Below are 22,055 nucleotides of genomic sequence, written 5' to 3' on the forward strand. Positions count from 1 at the left end.
AATGTCAACTGATTTGCGGGGATTATTTGCCATAATGTACATGGAGCAGTTCGTGTGCGCGATCCTTTAACATACCGTTTTCGTAGAGGTTGATCAGCGTTGGATTCTCACAGGAGCGTTTCACGATCGCTGACTTGTCAGCCTTATACATACCCTGTGCACGGTCCTGCTTGACGCTGCGGTATCCAAATGGCTGGCCGGCTCCGCCGATACATCCGTAAGGACATGCCATAACCTCGACAAAGTCAAGCTTTTCTTCGCCGCGCTGCAGCTTCTTGATCAGTGCATCGGCATTACCCAGTCCGTTGACGATGCCGACGCGAAGCGTGTTTCCACCAAGCTCAATCTCGGCGATTTTAGTTCCTTCCAGCCCTCTCACGCCGGAATATTCAATCTCGCGCAGTGCTTCGTTGTTCTTGTCCGCAACATGGCGCAGTGCAGCTTCCATAACACCGCCGGTGACACCGAAGATCACGCCGGCGCCGGAATTGATCGAGAAAGGCATATCCGGTGCACTTGGCTCGATCTCCTGAAACTGAACACCGAGCTCCTTGATCATTAAGATCAGCTCCTTGGTGGTGATGACATAGTCCACATCCGGCACTTCGTTTCGCTTAAATTCCTCGCGTGCTGCCTCGTATTTCTTGGCAACACATGGCATGACAGCCACGGAAACAGTCTCAAGACCGGCTTCCTCGTCTGCCGGCTTGTAGTATTCCTTTAAAACGGCACCAAACATTTCCATCGGTGACTTGCAGGTAGAGACATATGGGAGAAGCTCCGGATATTTTGTCTCAACAAAGCGTACCCATGCCGGACAGCAGGAAGTAAACAGAGGCATGGAATTGCCAAGCGGATATTTCTTCTCACCGTTTTCCAGCTTGTAAAGAAGCTCATTTGCCTCCTCGATCACAGTCAGATCGGCACTGAAGCTTGTGTCAAATACCGTGTCAAAGCCAAGCATACGCAATGCGGTGTAGATCTTGCCGATCGTGTTTTTGCCGGGTGCGATTCCGAACTCCTCTCCGATCGCCACACGGACTGCCGGTGCGATCTGGACAACCACGCGCTTGTTTGGAGCATAAAGAGCCTGCCATACGCCTTTTAAGTCCTTTTTGATCGTGATGGCAGCAGTCGGGCAGACAGCGGCACACTGACCGCAGTTGACACAGTCTGTCTCGGCAATAGGGCGGCCGAAAGCCGGGCTTACGATCATGTTGGCACCGCGGTGTGCAAAATCAATGGCACCGACATGCTGAACCTCGTTGCACATGCGCACACAATCTCCACACAAAATACATTTGCTCGGATCACGGACGATGGATAATGATGAATCATCGATCACAGGTTCCGGATGTGTATTCGGGAAACGAACCTTTGTCAGGTGGAATCTGGCAGCAAGCATCTGCAGGCGGCAGTTTCCGTTTTTCTCACAGACGGTACAGTCGCGGCAGTGAGATGCGAGCAAAAGCTCCAGGATCATTTTCCGGTGCTGGTGCAGTTTGGAGGTGTTGGTGCGGATCACCATTTTATGCTTGGGCGGCGTGGAACAGGAGGCGATCACGCTTCCGCGCTCGTCTTCCACCACACACATACGACACGCCCCGTAAATGGACATATCGGTATAATAACAAAAGGTTGGTACATGGATTCCTGCTTTGCGGATCACCTGCAGGATATTTTTCTCATCCGTAAAAGCGGTACGGATTCCGTCAATGATCATATATTTTTCTGACATTTTCAAACCTCATCCTTTCTCAATCAAACCTCTTTTACGGCATTGAAGTGACAGCCCTCTTTGCAGGCACCGCATTTGATACATTTCGTCGTGTCGATCACATGCGGCTCCTTGACGGTGCCGGAGATTGCCTCTACCGGACACATGCGGGCGCATTTGGTACAGCCGCGGCATAAAGAAGGATCGATCTGGTAGGTCATCAATGCCTTGCACTGTCCTGCCGGACATTTCTTGTCAACGACATGGGCAACGTATTCGTCGCGGAAATATTTCAGTGTGCTGACAACAGGGGATGCCGCTGTCTTTCCAAGACCACAGAGTGCTGTCGCAGAGATCGTGTCGGCAAGCTTTTCCAGAAGTTCAATATGCTCCATTGTGCCGCGTCCCTCGGTGATATCCGTTAAAAGCTCCAGCATACGTTTTGTTCCCTCGCGGCACGGAACGCATTTACCGCAGGACTCGTTCTGGGTAAAGTTCATGAAGAAACGTGCTACTTCAACCATACAGCTCTTGTCGTTCATAACAACAAGACCACCGGAGCCGATCATGGCGCCGACCTTCTTTAAGGAGTCAAAGTCAAGCTTCATGTCGAGGTGATCCTCCGTTGCACTGATACAGAGACAGCCGCCGGACGGACCGCCGATCTGTACTGCCTTGAAATCACCGCCCTTGACACCGCCACCGATGTCAAAAATTACCTCACGGAGTGTAGTTCCCATTGGAACCTCGATCAGACCGGTGTTTTTGACATTTCCGGTTAAGGCAAAGGCTTTCGTGCCGTGGTTGTTGGCAGGACCAAAGCCCTGATACCATTTCGCACCGTTTAAGATGATCGGCGGTACGTTACAGAAGGTTTCTACGTTATTCAGAACGGTTGGCTTGTTAAAAAGACCGTGTTCAACGGTACGCGGCGGCTTAACACGCGGCATACCGCGGTTTCCTTCAATAGAAGTGGTCAGTGCACTTCCTTCACCACAGACAAAGGCACCGGCACCCTGACTGATATGAAGATCAAAGTCAAAGCCGGATCCGAGAATGTTCTTTCCGAGCAGCCCCTTGTCGTTAGCCTTATCAATCGCCGTCTGGAGGCGTTCTACCGCGAGCGGATACTCTGCACGGACATAGATGTATCCGTGGTGGGCGTTTGTTGCGATCGCAGCGATCAGCATACCCTCGATGACACGGTGCGGTTCCCCCTCCATCATGGAGCGGTCCATAAATGCACCCGGATCGCCCTCGTCACCATTGCAGACGATATATTTTTCTTCCTCCTTCTGATCAAGAACCTGCTGCCATTTGCGTCCGGCCGGAAATCCGCCGCCACCGCGTCCGCGCAGACAGGACTCGGTGATCTCATCGACGATCTCCTGGGAACTCATATCAAAAAGTGCCTTTGCAACGGCGCTGTAACCGCCAAGAGCAATATATTCGGCAATGCTCTCGGCGTTGATGCGTCCGCAGTATTCAAGGGCGATACGCGTCTGCTTTTTATAAAATGGAATATCTTCCTGCTTTACATAGGATTTGAGACTTTCGTCCTGATAAACAAGGCGGTCTACCACCTCGTCATGAATAATACTTTTCTCGATGATCTCCTCGCAGTCCTCGATCTTTACCTTCAGATAAAGCCACCCCATTGGCTCGATCCGAAGAAGTGGTCCCATCTCACAGAAGCCGTGGCATCCGCTTTTCTTTAAGCCGATGCTTTCATCATGCGGCTCCTTTTCCAGAACAAGAGCGCAGCGAAGTCCCTTTTCCTCGATAATCTCCTTCATGCGGTCATAAATCTGCAGGGAACCTCCTGCAACACAGCCTGTGCCGGCACAGATCAGGATCTGCTTGCGCTGGCTGTTTAAAGAAGCAGCATATTCCTTCTGCTTCGCGATAAGTTCGTCTCTTGTGTTAATTTTCATTGGCCGCTTCCTCCTTTAATTCCTGGATCAATGCTTTTGCTTTCTCCGGCGTCATCGACGGATGCACATGGTCGTTGACGGTACAGACAGGCGCCAGACCGCAGGCACCAAGGCATGATACCGTTTCCACGGTAAAAAGCATATCATCGGTTGTTGTCTTTTCTTTACTTAAGCCCAGTGTATTGCGGAATTCCTCAAGAATCGGTACGGATTTGCGGACATGACATGCCGTTCCGTCACAGATCTTAATGACGTATCGTCCTTTCGGCTCCAATGAAAAATTCTCATAAAATGTAGCTACCCCATAAATTTTTGCTTCACTGATCTTTAGCTTGCGGGCAATATAACATAATGCTTCCTCCGGCAGGTAATGATATACTTTCTGGATATCCTGCATGATCGCGATCAGCAGTGTTGCATTGTAATCATGCTTCTGCAGAATGTCATCAAGCCGTGCAATTTCCTGACTATTCACGTTTCCTTCTCCTTTCAGTCCATGCATTCCGGTAATGAGCTGCTCATTTGCCGAAAATTAGTTATTATTTACAGAAAAAATGCGTTTTTGACGCAAGTTATAGAAAAATTATATCATATAGGCTGTAACAACACAATCTTATTGATAAAAATAGATGAATAAATTTGTTGAAACGTATAATAAATTGTGCAGTTTTGAATCAGTTTTTGTAGACAATAAAGTAAATAATCCCCTCTGAGAAAGCGTTTGTGAAACGGTCTCTCAGAGGGGATGTACGAAAGATGCCCTCAAACGAAAAAGGGGGATGCTTTCCTATAAACATCCTGCCCTTCAATCAGCTGTTCTGATGCTTTGATAATACAGCCTCGGTATTGATAAACTCAAACGGAGTTCCTGATAAACATAATAGTTGATCCAGTTGCTGTACATTGCATTGGCTGCACCGCGCCAGCGAAGCAGCGGCTTTTGATCCGGATCATCATTCGGATAATAATTCTCAGGGAGAGCGATATCAATGCCCTTAGCGATATCACGCTTGTACTCCTTATCAAGGGTAAGCCGGTCATATTCGAGATGACCGAGCACGAAGATCTGTCTGCCGTCCTGCGCCATCAGGATCAGCTCTCCCACCTCCGGGGAATCCGCAAGCAGCAAAAGGTCATCGCAGGCAGCGATCGCCTTGCTGTCGACGCCGGTATTACGGGAATGTGGTGCCCAGAAAACATCATCAAAGCCACGAAGAAGCGGAATCTTGCGGTGGTGTACCCGGTGCTCGAAGATGCCGAATGCCTTCTGCGGCAGCAGGTACTTCGGAATGCCGTAATGATAGTAAAGCCCTGCCTGTGCGCCCCAGCAGATATGAAGAGTGGAGGTAACATTTGTCTTGGACCAGTCCATAATATGGGTCAGCTCATCCCAGTACTGAACCTCCTCGTACTCCATCTGCTCCACCGGTGCGCCGGTGATGATCAGTCCGTCAAAGTTCTTGTTTTTTACATCGTCAAAGGTCTGATAGAACTGATTTAAGTGGCTTGCCGGTGTGTTCTTGCCGATATAGCTGGCAGTTGTCAAAAAGGTTATTTCCAACTGAAGAGGTGTATTGGACAGACTGCGCATCATCTGGATCTCGGTGTCTTCTTTAAGTGGCATCAGGTTGAGGATCGCAATTTGAAGAGGACGGATATTCTGTGTAACCGCCCTTGTTTCATTCATAATAAATATATTTTCTTTTTCCATGATCTTCTTGGCAGGAAGATCATTCTGAACCTTAATTGGCATATACAACTCCTCTTTTCTCTACTGCAAACTGTCCCTCTCCGGGATAATGCCCAAAGGGGGTACACATTATTGTTGCAGATAATTGTTATTCTGTCAAGCAAGCCCGAACTGCTCCATAACCTGCGCCTCCGTGATGATCGGCACATTCAGCTCCTTTGCCTTTTTGTTCTTGGATGAGGTGCTTGCAATATCGTTATTGATCAGATAGGAGGTCTTGGAAGTGACGCTTCCGGTTACCTTGCCGCCGGCATTCTCGATGCACTCCTTTAAGGCACTGCGGTTGGCAAAATGCTCCAGGGAGCCTGTGATCACAAACACGAGACCCGTCAGATTCTGCGCACCGCTATCTGCCTTTGTCTGTTCAAATGTGATCTCCTTTAAAAGATCATCGACAATCTTATTGTGGAGCGGGGTTGCAAAATATTCGACAAAGCTTCTGGCAATGACTTCGCCGACCCCGTCAATCTCTGTCAGCTCTTCCACTGTGCAGTGGCGGATATGATCGAGATTGTTGTCAAGCGCATTGCAGATCATTTTGGCATTGGACAGACCAATGTTTGAGATGCCGAGACTGTAGATAAACTTCGGCAGTGTTGTGCTGCGTGACGCCTCTAAGGCAGCGATCAGTTTGTCGTAGGATTTCTCGCCGAAGCCCTCCATCCGGATGATCGTGTCCCGATAGTCCGATAAATGGTACAGATCCGAAAGCTCATGAAGCATTCCTTTGGCAAGAAGCTTCTCGATCGTTGCTTCGGAAAGTCCGTCAATGTTCATGGCATCGCGGCTGACAAACAGGGTCAGGGATTTGATCTTTTTGGCGAGACAATCCGGGTTTTCACAGAAAAGCACTTCGGCGTCATTCTCGTGGTGGATCACAGCAGGACCGCCGCAGACAGGACATTGATCCGGTATAACGAGATTGTCACTGCGGGTAAGGTTTTCTGCAATCTGAGGATGATCATATTGGCTTTGTAGACGCGGATCGTATCACCGATACCGAGGGCAAGCTGGCGGACGATGCTGATATTGTGGACGCTGGCGCGGCTTACGGTAGTGCCCTCCAGCTCTACCGGCTCAAAGATGGCAACCGGGTTGATCAGACCGGTTCTTGATGCACTCCATTCAATATCCAAAAGAGTAGTATCTGCTGTCTCATCCGCCCATTTGAAGGCCATGGCATTTCGCGGAAACTTTGCAGTCATGCCAAGTCCCTCTCCGTAGGCAATGTCATCCATCAAAAGAACAAGTCCGTCCGAAGGAAGATCGTTGTCCGTAATCTTTGCGGCAAAGGACTGTACTGCCTCCGGCAGTGTTTCGGCTGTGACTCTCTGATATTCCACAACATCAAAGCCCTGTTCTTTCAGAAATACAAATTTCTCCTCCTGCGAATTATGAAAATCCACACCTTCTGCCTGAACAAGAGCAAATGCGTAAAAGGAAACATTACGTTTGGCGGTGATCTCGTTATTTAACTGACGGACGGAACCGCTGCAGAGATTTCGTGGATTTTTGTACTGCTCCTCTTCCGACAGCGTTTCGTTGATTTTACGAAATTCAGAGTAAGAAATGACGGCCTCTCCACGAAGGATCAACTGTCCCTTATATGGGACAGACAAAGGAACGTTTGTAAATGTTCTGGCGTTGTTGGTGATAACCTCGCCGACCTGACCGTTTCCGCGGGTGACTGCCTTTTGGAGTGTGCCATCCTGATAGGTAAGAACGATCGTCAGTCCATCCATTTTCCAGGATAACAGTCCGGTCTGACTGCCAAGCCAGGAAGTAAGTGCATCAACATCCTTTGTTTTATCGAGGGAAAGCTTGGTACGGCGTGTGTCTCCTTCGGAAGCTCGCTTAAAACCTCGTAGCCGACACGCTGTGTTGGGCTGCCGGCAAGGATGATGCCGGTTTCTTTCTCCAGTGCTGCCAGTTCGTCATATAAACAGTCGTAATCATAATTACTCATGATCTCGTCCGTTCCCTGATAATAAACAGCTGCGGCTTTATTAAGCTGCTGTACCAAATCCTGCATATGTTTTTTCTGATCCATAATCGGCGAATCCTTTCTGATGAACGATAAGATAATGAATGACTTTAGTGACAGATCCGTTTCAGTTCACGAACCTCCTGTGGCGAGAGACGGCGGTAACGTCCCTTCACAAGACCCTCCAGAGTAATATTTAAAACACGGTCACGGCGCAGCATCGTCACGCGGTAATCCAGTGCGTCACACATACGGCGGATCTGACGGTTCAGTCCCTGTGTCAGGATAATGTGAAAGCTTCTATCGTCCTCCTGCCAAACCTTGCACGGCTTTGTGACAGTATCGAGGATCTCTACGCCCTCGGACATTTTCTTTAGAAACTCTGGTGTTATTTTGCGATTGACGCGGACAAAATATTCCTTTTCATGACCATAACGGCTGCGCAGGATCTTCTCCATCATCTCACCCTGATTGGTCAGAAGCAAAAGACCCTCGGAATTCTGATCGAGGCGTCCGACCGGATAGACACGCTTCGGATAATTGATATAGTCGATCACGTTGACAATCTTCTCTCCGTTCTCGGAGTCTGCTGTTGTACAGACAATTCCACGCGGTTTATAAAACGCGAGAAAAATCTCTTCCTCCTCCTTGTGAACCGGCTTGCCGTCAACGGTCACACACTGACCATCCTCGACCTTCTGACCGGGAAGTGCCGGAATGCCGTCAATGCTGATCCTGCCCTGCTCTAACATGCGGTCAGCTTCCCTGCGGGAACAGATACCCGCTTCGCTGAGATATTTATTAATTCTAACTGCCATAATCTTACGTCCTTTAAATTATATTTGTTGATATCCGGAAATCATAACATCCCGGTTTGCTGCTTCCCTGTGTTCAATGAAAGGCGTGGAAGTTATTTTGCAGAATCGCTTTTCTGCGCATTCTCTAACATCTGGTAAAATCCACGAACCTCGCTGTCGCGGCTGACCACGGTGCGAAGCTCCTTTTGCACGGTGGTGACAAGCTCCCGGACCGGCTTGCTCTGATCCAGACTGTCGATATACTTCTGCTCGCGTGATTTTAAGGTGTCCAGATATATCTTGAAGGAGCCATCGTTCATCTGCTTGATATAAAGCGCATTCAGCGATGGAATCAGTGTGTCGATATCATAAATCTTAACATAGTAATATACATAGACTCGGTAAGAGCTGTTGTCGGCACCGTCCAATATCTTACAGTGGATATCCTGATAGCCCTCGACATACTCTGCCTCGGTCATCAGCTTTTTCTCATCGATATGACCAACGTTGCTGACGCAGGAAGCGATCGTATTCATATCGACCTGCTGCTTGGCGGAGTAATACCGTTCCACGAGACTGTTCAGTTCCTGTCGGATATCGGTTTCCGACTTGCCTTCCAGCGTCTGGATCGCACCGAAGCTTGCAACCCGTGCCGGATTATCGGAGGTCTGACGATGAAAAGAAAAATGAAAATCAGGAGAAATAATGGCGAATGTCCCCAGACCGATCAGTAAAATACCAAGAGAAAAGAAAACCACTAATTTTTTATATTTCAATGGCATAACGGAAGACATCCTTTCAAAAAAATATACGATGCCCCATCGCATCGCAGACAAAATATACCGTACATATACAGTAAAAATAATTATAGCATACCCCCCAATCAAGGTCAAGAAACTTGACCTGTCAGGGAAGATGTGATATACTCCACTTGTTGTCTGCGTATGGCAGACAATGGCACGCACCTATAGCTCAGTGGATAGAGCAGTGGTTTCCGGAACCATGTGGCGGGGGTTCGAGTCCCTTTAGGTGCGTTACTGCAGAGGTGAGTGGTTGCTCGCCTCTTTTTGTCTGCCTTTTTTACACTATGTTACGAGCATTTACTTAATCGAGCAGGAGGCTAATCATTCATTGATTAGCCTCCTGCTCGATTATATGTGTATATCCGGATTACTGGAACTTCGCCATAACCTCTTCGTTTGTCTTCATGGCGTTTTCTTCCATCTCCTTGCGCTCTGCCTTAAGCTTTGCACGGACATCCTCATGACTGACTGCCATGATCTGCAGTGCCAGATATGCGGCATTCTTGGCACCGTTGATCGCAACGGTGGCAACCGGGATACCGGATGGCATCTGAACGATGGACATTAAAGCGTCCATACCGTCAAGAACAGAACCGGACAGAGGAACACCGATAACAGGAAGAACGGTCTGGGATGCAACGACACCCGGAAGTGCGGCTGCCATTCCTGCTGCAGTGATGATCACTTCTGTACCGTCTTCGTTACACTCGTTGATAAATGAGGATAATCCCTCATGGGCGCGGTGTGCGGAAAGACAACGCACCTTCACTTCTACACCATAATCCTTTAAGATACCGACTGCCGGCTCTACCTTTGGCAGATCGCTGGTAGAACCCATAATAATAGCTGCTTTCATTTCACTCATCCTTTCGTTGGGTTTTCATATTTTTCATGTCAGGGTAAAAGTATCTGCCCTGATATCGTACTCTTTTTTATAGTAAGGGATTGAGAGCATTCTGTAAAGACCTGTTTTACATCGAGTCGTCTGTACTGATCATTTTTAACTTCTTTTGCTGACAGTCATAAAAGTAAATATTGTCCGACAGAAATTCCTCCGGATCGACACATCGGCGGTTGACGCAGTACACCATATCGAGCAGATCCTTTGCATCGTGCTTGGTCTGCTCTTTCAGGATTAAAAGCTCATGTGTGCTGCTTGGCAGAATGTAATAATTGGAGCCAAGCTTCTGCCCGGTCCGTTCCAATACATCCGGATACAGAAAGACAGCAGCCCCGTTGATGCCGTTGCTGTTAGTGAGCACATAGGGGGAATATTCCCATGGGACGTCCTCGGAGGAAAGCTCCTCCGGCATCGGATACTGCTCCAGAAATTCACGCATGGAACGAAAGCGTTCCGGGAACATGCGTGGTGTGTTTTTAATGGCAAGTTCAAACAGCTCCTTTGTAGTAAGATCCCATCGTTTCCGGAGTGCGGTATTGATTCGAAGGCTCTGGAGACCGTCGGAATTATTGCGCAGCACATAATAAAACACAACGGCAAGGTCAAAAAAAGGGATATACGGCACATTCTTCAGCATTTCCCGATTGCGCGATATATTGACGAGTCGATAGACGATCCCATCTCTGCAGTGTGCCAGAGAAAGATCCGGGGACTGGTTATCCGGGCTGTCAATAAAACGCTGCCACCGCTCATAGATATTCTCCGCAAGTACATCGATATCATATCCGTTTGTATATTTCTTATAGTAATCCTGCAGATAAAAGCTCGGCGAGCAGTTAGAGCCCTGACGGAATAAGACAAGGCTGTCTAAATGCAGGGAATTGTTTTTGAGAACCGGATTGACCTCCATATTGACATCCTCCGGGATGATCTCATACAGCCGGCAGCGAAGCCTGCTGACAAATTCTTCATAGTTGATCTTAGTTTCTTTCATAAATAATGATACCTTTCTTTTGCCTGTTTTCCGCGGCAGCAGGCATTTACTGGAAGAATCATGATTCGATTTGATAAATTATAGATGATATTAGTAGATTTAGAAGTGACGGAAATCTCTGCCTTGTTGTACACAAACAGCGTTTCTAAATATGGATTGTCCTATTTTGACAAAAGGCATACAGTTTTCTACTGAAAAATTGAACAATGTTATAGGGAGAACATTATGGGAGGTGTTCGTTTAGAACAATAGATCAAACTGATAAAAAACAATTCTTGATCGTGATGTTAAACAAAGAGTTTATTCCTTACTTCCTCTTCCGTCACTTCCTGCATACAAGGTTATCAAAAATAAGAGTCCCTGACAATCCGCAATGTCTGCCAAAAAACAAAGGAAAATATCATGATTATGACCGAAGAAAATGAAGAAAATAAAAAAGTCAATTGTGCATTATGATGGTTTTTATGAGAAACAAAAATAACAACAGCCCCCAAACACCTGTAGATACAGGGCTTGGAGGCTGTCAATAAATTGTGATGCATGGATCAGACGCAGATGGCAATGTGTGTTTGCATATAAATTACTACCCGGTAACTTGACCTGTACATTCCATTAATTACATCTGTGAGCGGTAATAGTTGATCAGGCATCCCTTCTCGATGATATCACGCTCGTCATCGGTAAGGTTTCCAAGGTGAAGTTCAAATTCCTTCATACCTTTGTTGACAACATATGCCTTGATCGTATCGTTCTTTTCTTCGATTGCCTTGCGGATATCCTTAATGAAGAGGTAATCGCCATTCTCAAATGGGAGTTCACCCTGGTACAGGAATGGAAGCATACCCCAGTTGATCAGATTAGAACGATATCTTTTTGTTGCGTACTCGTTGGCAATATTGGCAAAGCCGCCAAGCACCTTCTGGCAGGAAGCAGCCTGCTCTCTGGCAGAGCCGTCACCCGGCTTCACTGCAAAGATCGTAGAACCGATCTGCGTATCCTGTGGAGCTGCGGCGAAGGTTTCATTGATCGTCTTAAAGATATCCTCTACCTCAGGAAGTGCAGTAAAGATGTCTTCTCCTGCTACACGGGCCTTCTCTGCTGCCTGTACCTCCTTGGCACGACCAACATAAGCAGGATCCTTACGGGAAAGAGTGAACTCAGCCAGTCCAAGCGGGTTGGAACGGAAGGAGGATGTCTCACCGGATGGGATCAGCTCATCGGTTGTGGTAACCGGATCATGAATCTCGGAAACAACCTTTAAAACAAGGTTATCGGTGAGTGCGCTCATCTTCGGCCAGTCCTTGATGTTTGGACCAAACTTAACCTCTGTCTCGGGCTTAGCATTGCCCCAGCCGTTGTATACACGGTTCTCGTAGATGGCACTGTCGAAGAAGTATTTTGGCTTCTTGAAGTCGACATCAATATCGGTTGCAGCCGTTAAGTAACCCTGGTTGGCAGCAGTTGCTGCGATAGAACGGGCATCCATCAGTGCAACAGATGCAATCTGACCGTTGTTGACCTTAGATCCCTCACGGTTCGGGAAGTTACGGGTAGAGTGACGGATAGACAGACCGTTGTTTGGAGGTACGTCTCCGGCACCGAAGCAAGGACCGCAGAATGCGGAACGTACGGTTGCACCGGTCTCCATCAGATCGGCGATGGTTCCGTTCTTGACTAACTCCATAAATACCGGCTGGCTGGATGGGTATACGCTCAGGGAGAACTCATCGGCACCGATATATTTACCACGAAGGATATCAGCGGCATCGCAGACATTCTCGAATCCACCGCCGGCACATCCGGCGATGACACCCTGCTCTACATACAGACGACCGTTGTGAACCTTATCCTTTAAGGTATAGTTAACCTTATTATTATCCAGACTGACTAATGCTCTCTTCTCAACATCATCCAGAATATCCATGAGGTTTGCATTTAACTCCTCGATCGTGTAGACATTGCTTGGATGGAATGGCATTGCGATCATTGGCTTGATCGTGGACAGATCCACATAAACCATACCGTCATAATATGCAACATCAGCCGGCTTTAACTCCTTGTAGCTCTCCGGACGCTTATGGATCTCGTAGAACTCCTTGATCTTGTCATCGGTGGTCCAGATAGAGGACAGACAGGTTGTCTCTGTGGTCATAACGTCCACGCCGATACGATAATCAGCAGACAGGTTTGCAACACCGTCTCCGACGAACTCCATTACTTTATTATTAACATAACCATTTGCGAAAACAGCACCGATGATCGCCAGAGCGATATCCTGTGGACCAACGCCCTTCTGTGGCTTTCCTGTCAGATATACAGCGATCACGCCCGGCATATTGATGTCATATGTACGGGATAACAGCTGCTTAACGAGCTCAGGACCACCCTCTCCCATTGCCATGGTACCAAGAGCACCGTAACGTGTGTGGGAATCAGAGCCGAGGATCATCTTGCCGCCCTCTGCCAGCATCTCGCGGGCGTACTGATGGATGACTGCCTGATGAGGAGGAACATAAATGCCGCCGTACTTCTTGGCGCAGGAAAGACCAAACATGTGGTCATCCTCGTTGATCGTTCCACCGACAGCACAGAGACTGTTGTGGCAGTTCGTCAGAACGTAAGGGATAGGGAACTTCTCCAACCCGGATGCACGAGCGGTCTGAATAATTCCAACAAATGTAATATCATGTGATGTTAATTTGTCGAACTTAATCTGAAGCTGTTCCATATTTCCAGAGGTGTTGTGAGCCTCTAAAATACTGTACGCCATGGTTCCTTTGGCAGCTTCCTGCTTACTTGGAGCCTGTCCGCATTTGGCGGTAAGAGCTGCGGCTGCTTCGCCGTTGTCCTCTACGATATCTGTGCCATTTACAAGATAAACTCCGTTGTCATACAATTTTATCATAGACTTCCTCATTTCTGCGCTGATGGTTATTCATGGATCGACCCTGCCGGACAGCGCACCGGCACAGGTTATATTATTCATAAATGAATGAATCTTTAGTGATGTATGGGTCAAAATACATTTTGACCCATACATCATTATTATGGAAACCTGATAAAAAGTCAAGTCAATATATTGCCATACGGGGTTAGTTGTAGTAAAATAGAAAAAATTGAAATTTGAGATAGGAGGCAAATGTATGCGACATCTTATCAGTCCACAGGATTTATCTCTTGAGGAGCTCGAGGAACTCCTGACACTCGGACAGGATATTATGAACAACCAGAGCAAATATGCACATGTCTGTGATGGTAAAAAACTTGCTACTTTATTTTATGAACCAAGTACACGTACCCGATTAAGCTTTGAAGCTGCCATGATCAATATGGGGGGACAGGTACTTGGTTTTTCTGAGGCTTCTTCCAGCTCAGCATCCAAGGGCGAAAGCGTTGCGGATACGATCCGTGTCATCTCCTGTTACGCAGATATCTGCGCAATGCGTCATCCGAAGGAGGGTGCCCCGACCGTAGCTGCCATGCACTCTTCCATCCCGGTGATCAATGCCGGAGACGGCGGACACAATCATCCGACTCAGACGTTAACAGATCTTCTGACGATCAAGACAGAGACCGGCAGACTTGACAATTTAACGATCGGTATGTGCGGTGATCTGAAGTTTGGACGTACCGTTCATTCCCTGATCAATGCGATGGTTCGTTTTCCGAATGTAAAGTTTGTACTGATCTCTCCGGAGGAGCTTCGGATCCCGAGCTATCTGCGGCGTGAAGTACTGGATGCCGGCAACATTGAATATATTGAGACGGACAAGCTTGAGGAGAATATGCCGAAGCTTGATATCCTTTATATGACAAGAGTCCAGCGTGAGCGTTTCTTCAATGAGGAGGATTATATACGCTTAAAGGACAGCTTCATATTAACGAAGGACAAGCTGCAGTATGCTAAGAAGGATATGTATATTCTTCATCCTCTTCCACGTGTCAACGAGATTTCGACCGATGTGGACGATGATCCAAGAGCGGTATATTTCAAGCAGGTTCAGAATGGTGTTTATATGAGAATGGCATTGATCATGAAGTTATTGGAGGTGGATATACCATGTTAAATATCGGAGGTCTTAATCAGGGTATCGTGATCGATCATATTCAGGTCGGCGGCGCAATGAAGATTTATGAATATCTGAATCTGGAGAAGTTAGACTGTTCGGTGGCGATCATTAAGAATGCCAAAAGCAACAAGATGGGCAAGAAGGACATTATCAAGATCGAGGGTGATCTTGACATTGATCTGAATGTGCTTGGTGTGTTAGACCACAGCATTACGATCAATATTATCAAGGACGCTGAGATTGTTGAGAAGCATCAGCTCTCGCTTCCGGATACCGTGACGAACATTATCAAGTGCAAAAATCCGCGTTGCATTACTTCTATTGAGCAGGAGCTGCCGCATACATTTAAGCTGACAGACCGCAAGAACCGGATCTACCGCTGTATTTACTGTGAGTCTAAGTTTAAAGGAAATTAAAAGTTATCACATCAGGATTTTGGATTTATTATAGAACAGAATACGACCCGTGGAATTCTTTGTTGATCCCACGGGTCGTTTTTATTTTTCAGGGTTATGGACGTCGTTATGCAATACGGAAAACAAGCTTTGCTACGTTGCCTGCAGCATCCTTTGCCTTCACAACATATCGTCCGGCTTTCTTAACGGTTGCTTTCTTATTGTTTACCTTCTTGCCGTTGATCGTTACGGACTTCATCTTGTAGTTATCCTAAAACGAAGGGTAACCGGCTTTGTCACCTTTTTGCCGTTCTTAATCCCCTTGATGACAGGCTTGGTGCTGTCAACACGGAAGGATACACAAGAAACGTTGCCGTTTGCATCGGCAGCCGTGATCTTGTAGGTCTTACTTGCAGATGCTTTTAACTTAGTATTGCCAATGACAACGCCGTTTACGGCAACGGTTTTTACGTTCACGTTATCGGTAACAGTAAGCTTGGCGTTTCGATATAAGCCGTTATTCTTAACACCGGAGATTACAGGTGCTTCGGTGTCGGAAGTGAGAAGATTGCCGGATGTAACAGCGATCAGCTGCTGTCGGACGGAATTGTGTCGGTACTCCAGCTTGCGGTCGCACCGCTTATTGTTCCATTACTCTCTGTTACGTTTGTCGGGAAGGTAATGGAATAATCCATCAGGAAACCGCAGGACTTCAGATATCCATAAATACTGCCGTTGCTGTATAACTTCTTGCTCACAGCGCCAATATCCGCATAAGAGGTGTTGTCGGTCAGCTTTGTCATATTAGAGGACATAGAAGATGTCATGGAACTGGATGCACCGGTGAGTGTTGCGATGAAGGTAGTGCCGTCCAAAGTTACCTCAGAAAATGGAGTGGATGCGATAAACTCTGTGGTGTACAGGGAAGGGTTCACAGAACCCTCCTTCATGCGGTTGATATAAGCAGTCAGGTCGGTCAGAGCTGTTTTCATGGCGTCTGCGCTCGCAAAGGTAAGCTGACGGCTGAAGGTATAATACGTCATATCTCCGACGGTCTCCTCGCTCTTGTAAAATCGCCGCTAAACAGTGGTGATTTATCCTTTGCCTCGTCCAGTGTTGTCTGGAAGGTTTCTTTCTCATACATGTACTTTAAGGTGTACACACAGGTTCCGTCTGCGTTGAGTACCAGAGCTGTGTTACTTCCCATGCAGCCGGTTAGTGTCCCGATTACCAGTACCAGTGTCAATAATAAACAAAATAGTTTCTTTTTCATAATTACCTCCTTATGTTTAACATTGAAAAGCCCGAAAGCAGATAAACTGCTCCCGGGTTCATTTTACCATGAAATATAAGGTATCTCAATACTAAACCTTATAAATATAATATTTATGAATCTACTGCGCTATTTTCATTTGTGTAACCACTCCTCTACGGCAACAGAATCCCTGTGCTATTTTGGAATATTATTTTGTGATCCGCGCTTTTTTGTTCCCACGTTTTTCAAAAACTTCTTATATTGTTTCTGTTTATTTTCTGGAACCTTAATCACAAGTTTTTTGTTCGTTCCTTTTAGTATATTGGCGCCGACCTTTGAGGCTTTTAACTTTTCGGAGCGGATCACAATCTTTTTGAGATTTTTGCAGTTTTTAAAGGCGTTTTTGCCGATCGAAACAATATTTTTCCCAATCACGATTGATTTCAGCTTCTTATTATTTTCAAAAGCTCCCTTTGCAATTGATGTAACCTTATAGCGGATTCCTTTGCTCTCAACGGTATCCGGAATAACAATTTGCGAAGCAGTTTTGGAATCTTTCAGCCAATAAATCACCGATGGTTCTTCACCATCGCCGGAAATAACTTTATAAATACCATTTCCAACCGTCAGAACACTTCCTTCCGGTTCCGGCTGTGCGGTTGCAGACACCGGATTTGTCCCCTGACCATCCGGTTTGGTTGTGCTTGCCGGAGTTACAGTTACCTGTGGCGTTGGAGATGTTGTTGACGTATTTCCCGGTTTATCCGATGGCTGTGGAGCATCCGGTGAATCCGGTTGTCCGCTTGGTCTTACAGAAGCATCCGGGCTGCTTGTAACATCAGGCTTATCGGAAGTTTCCGGTGGATTGGTTTCGCCCGGTTTACTTCCCGGATCTTTTGTGACTTCCGGAGTATTTGTTGGCTGTGCGGTTGCTGTACTCTTCGGTGGAATTGTCGGTGCGATTGTCGGTTCTGCGGTTGGTTTTGCAGAGCTTGTTGGCTGTGCGGTTGGTATCTCGCCCGGAGATTTACGCACAATCTTTGTGGTGCTGTCTTTATAGATATTACTTTCACTAATTGTCTTATTTACATAAACGACATCTAACTTATTGCCCTGGCACCATAAAGTATCCAGCTGTAAATTATTACTGGTATCCAGAGACGTTAACTGATTCTGTGCAACGGACAGCATTTGTAAATCTGCATTTTGGCTAACATCAATGGATGTCAGCTGATTATAGCCTACGAATAATTCTTTCAGACAGGAATTACTTGTCACATCAACGGAAGTGAGGTTTCCGTCCCCGCAATAAAATACCTCCAGATAAGGGAGACCGGCAAAAGAGATATTTCCGTAAACTGCTTTTCCACTCCAGTTAATTTCGATCAAACGACCATCCATATTCCAGCTGTATTCCATCGAATAAATCGATTCATCAACCTTTGCTCCTTTGGAGCTCTGTTCATTGATTAATTCCTTTAATGCAGCTACGTCCTGAGGATTGATCTGGAACACATCCGGATCTTTTGTTGGTTCCAGAGAAGCAGACGGTGTTTCGCTTACTAACGGTTCTGACGAAGGAGATACAGACGGTGTTTCACTAACTAACGGTTCTGACGAAGGAGATACAGACGGCGCAGGGCTCGCTGTAACATCAGGATTTGCTTTGACCATAAAATCCACTGTAATGGTACTTCCTGATGCGATCGAAATTTTCTTTCCTTTGAAAAGATCAATTGTTTCATTGATCCGGTCCTTGTAATTGGAATATTCCGGTTTGTAATTGTCATATTCGGACTGCAAAAAGTATCTGTATGACATATATGGATTTTTCACTGTGGCGGCATAATTTTTAATATTCCACGCATCCCTGTATCCCCAGATGCTTCCCGGTTCCTGCAGACCATTATTGGCAACGGTATATTCTGTTTCTTCACTGCCATCTTCTGATGTCAGATGAACCTTTGTTACATCAAGTTGCAGCCGGCTGCCGGAATACAGGTTTGTGTCCAGCCATAACATATGAAGGTCACCGGTTTCGGCAGCCGTATAGCTGATCGAATAATCTCCGATTCCTGTAAGTTTCTTCACCTTATTTGTACTGAAATCGGTATAGAAGACCTCAGACCAATCGGTATTAACATAGGAAATTCCTACTCGAAAATCATCGTCCTGACCAACTGTCTGCTGCTCTGCCTCATAATTTGGTGTTCCCTCTACAGGAGGTTTGTCGGTTGGCTTTGGAGTTGCAGTTGGAGTGGTCTCTTCTGAATAATATGCATCATAAAATGTTAGCTTAACATTGGAGATATCTCCCGAAAATTCTCTCAGAGAATCTAATTGTGTAAATCTGACAGCCATGTAGTAATTCATGGAGATACGGGTATCCCCGGAATATCCAACGGTATATGTTCCGTCCTGATTGATCTCGGCGGTCTGGGTAGCGACGTTACCAGTCTCGTCGACAATATTTTTAATATTTTCATCACTGCTATAGAAATTGAGCTCTGCTTTAAAGCTGTCCAAGCCTGCTTCCTGTAAAATACTGTCCACTCCGGATACAGTAAAAGTAAGGTCTACTCCTTTAAAGGAGATTCCTTCCAAAGTGGATGGCAGATAGTGGTTGATCCATACATTAAATATCTCTAGTCGGCTATCGTTGCCATATCCGGTTGTCCACTCGCCTTCAGAAAGTGGTACGGTTATTTTGCTTCCGGTAGATCCTGAATCACTCTCCTGTGCCTTGACAGAAGAAATCTGCCAAGTGCTATTACTGCAGGTAATAACCATGGAAAAGATCAGGAACCACACGATCCATTTTTTGAATACGTTTCCTTTCATATACATTTCCTCCTTGTAAATAACATCATAAATTTATAAACGCTACGGCAAAAGTATATCATATGTGTTGTCTGGGAAAATTTCCGTTTTTTTCATATTCCCTCTGTTTCAGCAGTGTTCTTGCATTATTTTCATTTTTTATAATAATAAAGACCATCCAAACGCCTTAGTTACTGGCATCCGGCTGGTCCCGCATTCTTTGTTTCCTATATTCAGTTATATTTTATTTTCCACGGATGAGCTATATTTTATAAATATAATATTTACGAACGGCGAAGTTCCACAGGAATACAATAAAAGTAGCCGTGATCTTAGCCATGATCTTAACCATGCCGCAGTATTCGACAAGTCCGTACATGAATATAACGTTCAGGATAAGTCCGATGGCACCTGCCATGAAGATCTGACTGATCTCCCGCCAGATGGAACGGTCTGTTACGACATCCTTGAAGGTGATGGCACGACCTAACATCCAGTTAAAGTAAAGACCGATCACAAAGGCTGCAATGGTGCTCCAAAGATATGACAGCTTTGTAAAATAAACAAGTCCGGCAAAGCAGCACCATTCGATGATCGCACCGCTGCCACCGACGATCACATAGGAACTAAACTGACGGAAAATTGCTTTCCAGTGTTCCTTTTCTGTATCTGATGGAAACATTTCTGAATCCTCCTCTTTTGTTTCTTGTATCGTCTGACCTTAAAATGCAGACAAAATAAATGTATTTTTTGTAAAATTTGAAATACAAGGAAGGATTTTAGCATACTTTATGAAGTTTGGCAACTTTTTTTGACCTGTCAGGACCGATTTTTGACCTCTTAGTAAATTCGTATTTACAAGAAGCAGGTTAATCTCTATAATAAACATCATCACAAATGCGCAATACGGGGGGATTTAAATACCCTGCGCAGAATTCTAAAGGAGAGGCGGTGCGTATGAAGATAAAGATTGAACTGGACAGTGATCTTAAGGAAAATGAGATCATTATCCGGTGTTCTTCCTTAACGGAGGACATTCAGAGGTTGCAGCAGGTGATCTCCGATGCGGCACCGGCTCATTCCAAAATGAGCTTTTATAAGGAAGATACCCAGTATTTTCTGGAACTGGAGGATATCCTGTTCTTTGAAACACAGGATAAATGTATCAATGTCCATACGGCAAAGGATATCTTTCAGACAAAGCAGAAACTTTATGAACTGGAGGAACTGCTGCCCCGTTATTTTATGCGGATCTCCAAATCTGCGATCTTAAATACACGTCAGGTGTATTCGATCCACAAGAACATAGCAGCATCCAGTGTGGTTGAGTTTTTCGACTGCCACAAGCAGGTTTATGTATCGCGCAACTATTATAAAGCGCTGATCCATCAGATCGAAATGAACCATTATCACAAAGACAGAACAAATTAAGGCTTCATGTCAGGTATTTTAAGGTCGGCATGATATCAGAAAGGTTAAGGTGAACATTATGAAGAAACATTCAACACACAGCATTGATAAGCTGTTCTGGGGCGTATTCTTTGTCGCAGGGGCTGCAATGCTGATCTTAAGCAAGCTTGGAACGCTTCCGGAGATGTCCTTTGTCAGCATTGTATTTACGATCATTTTTGCGTGGACCTTTATCAAGGGACTTTTTACGCTCAACTTTTTTGAGATTTTATTCTCGGCAGCATTTCTTGCCTGCATTTATGATGACGCACTCGGTATTACGGCACTGACGCCGTGGACACTGCTTGGCGCTGCACTTCTCGGCTCCATCGGACTTAGCATTTTGTTTCCGGGAAAGCGCCGTTTTCACTTCTTCCACCGCGGCAGATCAGACGACAGCGTGTCGTATGCGGAGGATATCATTGATGTACCGGACAATGAGACGATCCATCTGGAAAACTCCTTCGGGGCTTCAATCAAGTACATCAATTCCCAGCATTTCCGCAGTGCCCGTCTGGAAACAAGCTTTGGTGAAATGAAGGTATACTACGACAATGCTTTTACAACCGAGAAGCAGGTTTACACGAAGATTGATGTGGCATTTGGCAATATGGTGCTTTATGTGCCAAAGACCTGGCAGGTTATCAATAATATTGACTGTTCCTTTGGCGCGGTAAATATCAAGAATCAGAAAAACTATACTCCACAGGAAGATGCGCCGGTACTTGTGATCACGGGAAGTGTGGCATTTGGTGCGGCTGAGATTATATATATGTAACTCAAACTTCGCACACCGATTAGTTGATTGCGCCCATACTATTTCTTATGTCCGAGGAAAATTATTATAGATTTTTGCCTCAGGATATCTGACGAAACCGTGAGCTGGTGGTATTAAAATTGTCTTGTCACTTACGGATTTCAAAAAGTCTAATTGCTTTGCTGCTTTGATTTTTGATAAACGCATCCTGCCGTACTCGCTCCGAGGTGGGATTCAGATGTTTCGAAAGGCACTTGCACCCGCCGGTACTTACGCCCCATACTAAATAAAATATTCATATCTTACTGTAAAATCAATATGGCGTTATGTACCGCTGCGTGGTGCAGTGGTAGCGGGAGCGTGCCGTCCGAAATAGCTGAGCTCACCTACGGAGCTCAGTCGTACGGATGCGTATTTATCAAAGCATTG

19 protein-coding genes, 1 tRNA gene and 1 pseudogene are annotated in these 22,055 nt (G+C 46.0%); 5 read left to right on the top strand and 16 right to left on the bottom strand.

Annotation, left to right across the window (positions count from 1 at the left end):
* Window positions 1–22: 22 nt before the first annotated feature.
* The 7 genes and pseudogenes from DXA20_RS04885 to DXA20_RS04915 form a co-directional block, all read right to left on the bottom strand.
* A complete protein-coding gene (locus tag DXA20_RS04885) occupies window positions 23–1,738 on the bottom strand; it encodes a [FeFe] hydrogenase, group A (RefSeq protein WP_118559503.1) in 1,716 nt (571 codons plus the stop codon).
* Between the two features lie 23 nt (window positions 1,739–1,761).
* Window positions 1,762–3,651: an NADH-quinone oxidoreductase subunit NuoF gene (locus tag DXA20_RS04890; RefSeq protein WP_118559504.1), complete on the bottom strand. Its 1,890-nt coding sequence runs from the start codon at window positions 3,649–3,651 to the stop codon at window positions 1,762–1,764.
* On the bottom strand, window positions 3,641–4,126 hold the full coding sequence (locus DXA20_RS04895; RefSeq protein WP_243100540.1) for an NADH-quinone oxidoreductase subunit NuoE family protein: 486 nt from the start codon (window positions 4,124–4,126) through the stop codon (window positions 3,641–3,643). The genes DXA20_RS04890 and DXA20_RS04895 overlap by 11 nt, the downstream gene beginning before the upstream one ends.
* Window positions 4,127–4,456: 330 nt before the next feature.
* Window positions 4,457–5,404, bottom strand: coding sequence for a homoserine O-acetyltransferase MetA (gene metA, locus DXA20_RS04900; protein ID WP_118559506.1), 948 nt, complete (start codon window positions 5,402–5,404; stop codon window positions 4,457–4,459).
* A 93-nt stretch (window positions 5,405–5,497) separates the two neighbouring features.
* Window positions 5,498–7,451: pseudogene (ligA, locus tag DXA20_RS18325) on the bottom strand (NAD-dependent DNA ligase LigA).
* A 44-nt stretch (window positions 7,452–7,495) separates the two neighbouring features.
* A complete protein-coding gene (locus DXA20_RS04910; RefSeq protein ID WP_118559507.1) occupies window positions 7,496–8,203 on the bottom strand; it encodes a pseudouridine synthase in 708 nt (235 codons plus the stop codon).
* A gap of 92 nt (window positions 8,204–8,295) precedes the next feature.
* The gene (locus tag DXA20_RS04915; RefSeq protein ID WP_118559508.1) at window positions 8,296–8,964 is read right to left on the bottom strand and encodes a hypothetical protein; all 669 of its coding nucleotides are present in this window, start codon (window positions 8,962–8,964) and stop codon (window positions 8,296–8,298) included.
* A 179-nt stretch (window positions 8,965–9,143) separates the two neighbouring features.
* Between DXA20_RS04915 and DXA20_RS04920 the strand changes: the two genes are divergently transcribed.
* A tRNA-Arg gene (locus DXA20_RS04920) sits at window positions 9,144–9,216 on the top strand.
* Window positions 9,217–9,352: 136 nt separating this feature from the next.
* Here the strand turns inward: DXA20_RS04920 and purE are convergent.
* The 3 genes from purE to DXA20_RS04935 form a co-directional block, all read right to left on the bottom strand.
* A complete protein-coding gene (gene purE / locus DXA20_RS04925) occupies window positions 9,353–9,841 on the bottom strand; it encodes a 5-(carboxyamino)imidazole ribonucleotide mutase (RefSeq protein ID WP_022307040.1) in 489 nt (162 codons plus the stop codon).
* Between the two features lie 115 nt (window positions 9,842–9,956).
* On the bottom strand, window positions 9,957–10,880 hold the full coding sequence (locus DXA20_RS04930) for a DUF5688 family protein (protein WP_118559509.1): 924 nt from the start codon (window positions 10,878–10,880) through the stop codon (window positions 9,957–9,959).
* 616 nt (window positions 10,881–11,496) lie between these two features.
* Window positions 11,497–13,785, bottom strand: coding sequence for a hydratase (locus tag DXA20_RS04935; RefSeq protein ID WP_118559510.1), 2,289 nt, complete (start codon window positions 13,783–13,785; stop codon window positions 11,497–11,499).
* A gap of 238 nt (window positions 13,786–14,023) precedes the next feature.
* Between DXA20_RS04935 and pyrB the strand changes: the two genes are divergently transcribed.
* A complete protein-coding gene (gene pyrB / locus DXA20_RS04940; RefSeq protein WP_118559511.1) occupies window positions 14,024–14,947 on the top strand; it encodes an aspartate carbamoyltransferase in 924 nt (307 codons plus the stop codon).
* On the top strand, window positions 14,941–15,366 hold the full coding sequence (locus DXA20_RS04945; protein ID WP_022307044.1) for an aspartate carbamoyltransferase regulatory subunit: 426 nt from the start codon (window positions 14,941–14,943) through the stop codon (window positions 15,364–15,366). Before pyrB ends, DXA20_RS04945 begins: the two co-directional genes overlap by 7 nt.
* Before the next feature lie 106 nt (window positions 15,367–15,472).
* On the opposite strand, the gene DXA20_RS17110 is transcribed toward DXA20_RS04945, so the two are convergent.
* From DXA20_RS17110 to DXA20_RS04970, 6 genes are all read right to left on the bottom strand, one after another.
* Window positions 15,473–15,604, bottom strand: a complete 132-nt coding sequence (locus DXA20_RS17110; protein ID WP_279222354.1) for a hypothetical protein — start codon at window positions 15,602–15,604, stop codon at window positions 15,473–15,475.
* Window positions 15,601–15,822, bottom strand: coding sequence for a hypothetical protein (locus DXA20_RS04950; RefSeq protein WP_118559512.1), 222 nt, complete (start codon window positions 15,820–15,822; stop codon window positions 15,601–15,603). Before DXA20_RS04950 ends, DXA20_RS17110 begins: the two co-directional genes overlap by 4 nt.
* 110 nt (window positions 15,823–15,932) lie before the next feature.
* The gene (locus tag DXA20_RS04955) at window positions 15,933–16,388 is read right to left on the bottom strand and encodes a hypothetical protein (protein WP_118559513.1); all 456 of its coding nucleotides are present in this window, start codon (window positions 16,386–16,388) and stop codon (window positions 15,933–15,935) included.
* The gene (locus DXA20_RS04960; RefSeq protein WP_118559514.1) at window positions 16,385–16,618 is read right to left on the bottom strand and encodes a hypothetical protein; all 234 of its coding nucleotides are present in this window, start codon (window positions 16,616–16,618) and stop codon (window positions 16,385–16,387) included. The genes DXA20_RS04955 and DXA20_RS04960 overlap by 4 nt, the downstream gene beginning before the upstream one ends.
* 177 nt (window positions 16,619–16,795) lie before the next feature.
* Complete coding sequence (locus tag DXA20_RS04965; RefSeq protein WP_158577144.1) at window positions 16,796–19,441, bottom strand: leucine-rich repeat protein; 2,646 nt, start codon at window positions 19,439–19,441, stop codon at window positions 16,796–16,798.
* Between the two features lie 241 nt (window positions 19,442–19,682).
* On the bottom strand, window positions 19,683–20,102 hold the full coding sequence (locus tag DXA20_RS04970; RefSeq protein WP_118559516.1) for a GtrA family protein: 420 nt from the start codon (window positions 20,100–20,102) through the stop codon (window positions 19,683–19,685).
* Window positions 20,103–20,377: 275 nt separating this feature from the next.
* Between DXA20_RS04970 and DXA20_RS04975 the strand changes: the two genes are divergently transcribed.
* Both DXA20_RS04975 and DXA20_RS04980 read left to right on the top strand, forming a co-directional pair.
* A complete protein-coding gene (locus DXA20_RS04975) occupies window positions 20,378–20,851 on the top strand; it encodes a LytTR family DNA-binding domain-containing protein (protein WP_118559517.1) in 474 nt (157 codons plus the stop codon).
* A gap of 58 nt (window positions 20,852–20,909) precedes the next feature.
* Window positions 20,910–21,647, top strand: coding sequence for a LiaF transmembrane domain-containing protein (locus DXA20_RS04980; protein WP_118559518.1), 738 nt, complete (start codon window positions 20,910–20,912; stop codon window positions 21,645–21,647).
* Window positions 21,648–22,055 lie beyond the last annotated feature (408 nt).

This window comes from Roseburia sp. AM59-24XD (assembly GCF_003478445.1).
In the GTDB taxonomy this organism is placed as follows: Bacteria; Bacillota; Clostridia; order Lachnospirales; family Lachnospiraceae; genus Jutongia.